At 59.7% G+C, this 4479-nt stretch carries 4 protein-coding genes; 2 read left to right on the forward strand and 2 right to left on the reverse strand.

Annotated features, from left to right (window positions below; translation table 11 throughout):
• The first annotated feature begins 111 nt into the window (after positions 1-111).
• Complete coding sequence (locus ACIGKQ_RS25135; protein ID WP_328715522.1) at positions 112-867, forward strand: transposase; 756 nt, start codon at positions 112-114, stop codon at positions 865-867.
• 173 nt (positions 868-1040) lie between these two features.
• Here the strand turns inward: ACIGKQ_RS25135 and ACIGKQ_RS25140 are convergent, their stop codons facing one another.
• Positions 1041-1736: a hypothetical protein gene (locus ACIGKQ_RS25140; RefSeq protein ID WP_266063523.1), complete on the reverse strand. Its 696-nt coding sequence runs from the start codon at positions 1734-1736 to the stop codon at positions 1041-1043.
• 12 nt (positions 1737-1748) lie between these two features.
• Positions 1749-2582, reverse strand: coding sequence for a PaaX family transcriptional regulator C-terminal domain-containing protein (locus ACIGKQ_RS25145; RefSeq protein WP_266063522.1), 834 nt, complete (start codon positions 2580-2582; stop codon positions 1749-1751).
• A 481-nt stretch (positions 2583-3063) separates the two neighbouring features.
• Here ACIGKQ_RS25145 and ACIGKQ_RS25150 point away from each other — a divergent pair, with 481 nt between their 5' ends.
• Positions 3064-4401: an APC family permease gene (locus ACIGKQ_RS25150; RefSeq protein ID WP_396575169.1), complete on the forward strand. Its 1338-nt coding sequence runs from the start codon at positions 3064-3066 to the stop codon at positions 4399-4401.
• The last annotated feature ends 78 nt before the right edge of the window (positions 4402-4479 follow it).

Raw genomic sequence — 4479 nt, forward strand, 5'->3', positions numbered from 1 at the left:
ACACACCCACCAGTATCGCCCGTCCACCCGACTCAACCACGGCAAACCTTCGCATCTCCGCGTCACCGGCGAAGCCGGCCCCATAGCTCGATACGAAGACAAGACACGTCGATGAGTAGTGAGCTGTTCGCCGACGAAGAGTTCGACGACGTCGATGCCGACAGCGGCTCCGAGGACACCGAACAGGAGCAGGGGCCGGCGCCCGAGTTTGAGTCGGTGTATGAGTTCGTCGACACCCACCTGGTACGGATCTACGCCCGCAAAGTCACCCATAAACAAGACCGACGGTGGTGTCCACGCTGGTTTGAACATCCCGAAGCTGCACCTGGACTGCGACGGCCGCTGGGCATAATGGTCACCGGCGGCAACATCAACGACGCCGCGGTGATGACCTCCGTGCTCGAGAACATCCGCGTGCCTCGCGACGGGAAGGCCCCCCGCACCCGCCCCGACCGGGTGCTCGCCGACAAGGGGTACCCGTCGAAGGCGAACCGCGCCTCGCTCCGCGACCGAGGGATCGCGGCGACCATCCCGGAGCGTGATGACCAGATCGCGCACCGCCGCAAGAAGCCGGGCCGGCCGATCGACTTCGCCGACCAGCAGCAAGGACGATACAAGGGCCGCAACGTCGTCGAGCGCTGCTTCAACAGGCTCAAGCAGTGGCGCGGCATCGCGATGCGCTCCGACAAGCTCCTCCGCAGCTACCGAGCGGCATCCGCAGCTACCGAGCGGCCGTCAACCTCGCCGCAACGCTCAACACGGCCTAGACGTTGTAGCCGATCGTCCTCAAGATCGACGTCTGCATCCGAGAGCCAACCGTCGATCTGCGTGACCGCTACAGGTTCTAGGGTAGGCTCGCTATCTTGAGCCAAGCCATCATCACCATCGGAACGGCCGGGAGGATCGATGCATGGCTATGTCTCCGGACTGGCGAGTAAAAGACACTCCGAAGCCCTTCGGGTGTCTCTTACTCTTAGCTTAGATCTGAGTCTTTCTGGATCGACAGTCCGACAGCGGTTGTAACACGGCATCGCGAACTGTCACCCGAGCCACGACTCGATGTTTCCGACAACGATGCTCGCGTCGTTGGCCTCGAAGTTCAGAAGACTCGTATCAACTCCCCAGAAAGTTCGGTGGTTGCGATCGAGAATCAACGTTCCTCCGCTGCGCTTCGCGACCCATGGCAGCGCTGCGGTGTGAGGATTCACTGCCAACATCCGTCCTGATGCTTGGGTGGAACCGGGACCGCGGGACATTCGCCACGCGCGGAGATGTCCTGCGCCAGTGAACATTGCTTTCATAGACTCTGTTGCGTCGGCGAAAGTGAGCGTCACCTCGGTGGCTGGGGGCACGAGGAGCGGGAAGGCAATGAGGTCTGCGTAGGAGAGAGTCCCAGCAGTTGATCCGCGGAGCACTTTGAGATCCTGCCGCCGGGAACGATGAGTGTTATCAATCCGGTGGCAGGAGGCCAACACCGAGGTTCCGACAGCAGGGAGAATCAGCGTGATCGCCTCCAACAGGGGCGACTTCTTGGTGAAGTGCACGATGATGTCACCGTGGTCGAGCCTGGTCGCGATGTAAGGTGCGTGGAAGCCTGCCGAACCTTCGGGCTCAATTGCCACTCGGTGCTGGTTGAATTGATGGCGGATCAGCTGCGACTCGCCGTCGAAGTCGATATCGACGACGGCACCGTCAAGTGACACTTGACGGAAACCTGGGAGGTTGCTGGCCAGCACCATAGAAACGGTTCAGCCTCCGGCGTCGTCTAGCAGCAACCGAAGCCGTAGCTCAGCGGCCGGTTGAAGTCTCGTCCATGCCTCCACGAAACATGCCCGTGCTTCGGACCGAGGCCACTGCCGTGGCAACACCGAATCCGGAAGGTCAGGATCCTGCCTGGGGAAGACACGCCACTCATCCATAATCCGGGTGCGCGCGACAAGAGCCTCCGCCGGCGCGACGAGCCCTTTTCGCGCTCGGTCGATGAGAGGAGAGACCGAGCGAATCAGAAGGTGGTACCGTTCCGCCAGCTCATCGAGGTTCCACGACTGCCGAAACTGCGCCAGGATCGAAGCGGGGTCTCCGGCGATGGTTCCGCGAATGACTAACGCGTTGGTGACACCGGCATCCGCCAACGCACGTTGGGCGGAATCCACACTCGCGTGTGCTGCTGTCCATAGCCCGTCGTACAACGGAGCGAAACCCAACGCACGCAGCTGTGTACGCAGGGTGTGTCGTCGAGCCCGCTCGGACTCGACGACGGAAAAGGCGACCAATGTCCAGAGTCCGTCCCATGGCCGATCCTCTCCAAAAGCAATGATGCGGCTGGTGTCCTCGTCGATCATCTTGATCGCCTCGTCGGTCATGAAATACGAGGTGGTGCGGCCAGACCTAGTGCGCTCGAGGATGGACTTCTTCACGAGACGGCTCAGGGCCGTACGTGTGGCGTCGGGGGCGATGTCGAAGTCCTGGAAGACAGCTACTAAGACGGACGAGGGCACGGTGTCCCCCAGCACGTGCCGGTAGTCCGCCAGCAGCGTCACCAGCAGACGCTGCGGCAGGGAGTCCGTGGGTTCTCGCAGCATTGTTTAATCCTCGCTTGTCAGACCATACCGCCTTCCGCACACTCTACTGATTGCCATATCGCATGACGCCCGTAAGCACTGTGTTCTCCGGGGTGCTCGACGAGAGGCGTCGTAGCGTCCGCCGTACCGTGAAGGCATGGCATCACGTTTAGGTCCTGGTTGAGACCGAAGATTATCCATTTCATCTGACGCGTAATGATTTACAGATGCCACGAGCTACCTACGGTCTCAGCGGACCGACTAGACACCCTGCTTGGATCGACACCGGATTCATGACGCATCTATTGCGTACGTCCATGTGATGTTATATGTTGATCCACATCACAGATGCGAGTTGGTCCACCGCCCGTCCTACCATCACGGCACCGCAGGCCTTCGCATGCATGCATGACAGCTCAGGCTCGCGATCTCGTCTCCCAGGAATGTGGACCAGGGCGCCAGCGCCAGCTGTGAAACTCATTGCCTAAAGAAAGAGAACGTAGTGCCCCCCAATCAATCTTTGCGACGCAACGCCATCGGCGTTCCAGGCCTGGTGTTTCTCGTCATCGCCGCAGTTGGACCGGTAGGGGCCGTGCTTGCTGCCACACCCCTGGTATTCATGCAAAACGGCGCTGGTGCGACGGGTACTTACGTGCTTGCAGCAGCCCTGTTTGGGGTCTTCTCTGTCGGATATGTCGCGATGAGCCGCTACATGGGCACCGCAGGGGGCTTCGTTACCTACATTGCACGTGGATTCTCGCCACGAGTAGGCGCAGCCGCAGCATACGCGGCGTTACTCGTCTACTGTGCAATGCTCTGCGGTCTGTACGGGGCCTTCGCTGTCTTCACCAAACAGACCATCGACGAGTATTTCGGAATGGACGTCCCGTGGGAACTGATCACGCTGATCACAATCGCTTTATTGGGAACACTGGCATACAACAAGGTTGAGTTCAGCACCCGAATTCTGGCGGTGCTTCTAGTTGTCGAGGCCGCCGTCATCCTGATCCTCGATATCTCGATCGTCGTTCGTGGCGGAGATGGTGGTGGAGCACCTATGTCATTCATAGGTTTTACCCCTGCAGCGATGTTGACCGGTGGAATCGGAATCGCGTTCCTGTTCGCGCTATCGTCGTTCGGCGGCTTCGAAGCCACTGTGGTTTTCAGCGAAGAGGCACGCAACCCGAGACGCACTATTCCCCTGGCGACCTACGCCTCGATTCTGTTGATCGGCGGGTTCTATGCGTTCAGCACGTGGGCCATTGCCAACGGTGTAGGCATCGAAGAGGTACAGCAGACCGCGCAGACTGATCCCGTCGGATTCATCCTCGCGTTGAGCGACCATTACGTAGGGCCGGTGTGGTCCGACCTGATGGGCATCCTCGTCGTAGCCAATTTTATCGGAATACTTCTCGGGTTCACTAACATCCTCAGCAGGTACGTATTCGCGATGGCGCGGGTTGGAGTCTTGCCTAGAGGATTGTCGCGTACGCATACCAAGTACCAGTCTCCACACAGGGCTAGCCTGGTGGTTTCCGTAGCAGCAGCCCTGGTGACAGGCGCGTTCATGATCGCCTCGGCCGATCCATTCTCCACGATGTACTCGCTCCTGTTCGCGTTAGCCTCAGTGGGACTGCTATCGATCATCGCGGCCACAAGCCTGTCGGCCATCGCATTCTTCCGCAAAAACCGGACTCCTGAACGCATTTGGGGAACAACGATTTTCCCCATCCTTAGTGCCATAGGCTTCACTGTTGCGATCTACCTGAGCGTCGCCCACTTCGACGTACTGACCGGCGGCCAAGCCGGATTGGCAGGGTTGATGGCTCTTCCTGATTGACGGTGCGTGAAACAGGTTCTGGCGACCACAAGATGTGGGGTGAGGAAGATCGCGTGATGTGGGCGGTGTGCCTGGAGA

Source organism: Gordonia sp. NPDC062954 (assembly GCF_044543825.1).
Taxonomy (GTDB): Bacteria; Actinomycetota; Actinomycetes; order Mycobacteriales; family Mycobacteriaceae; genus Gordonia; species Gordonia tangerina.

Bases quoted from the DNA above. Each gene is read 5' to 3' on its own strand.
- ACIGKQ_RS25135 (WP_328715522.1), top strand. From the start codon at position 112: ATGAGTAGTGAGCTGTTCGCCGACGAAGAGTTCGACGACGTCGATGCC.
- ACIGKQ_RS25145 (WP_266063522.1), bottom strand. From the start codon at position 2,582: ATGCTGCGAGAACCCACGGACTCCCTGCCGCAGCGTCTGCTGGTGACG.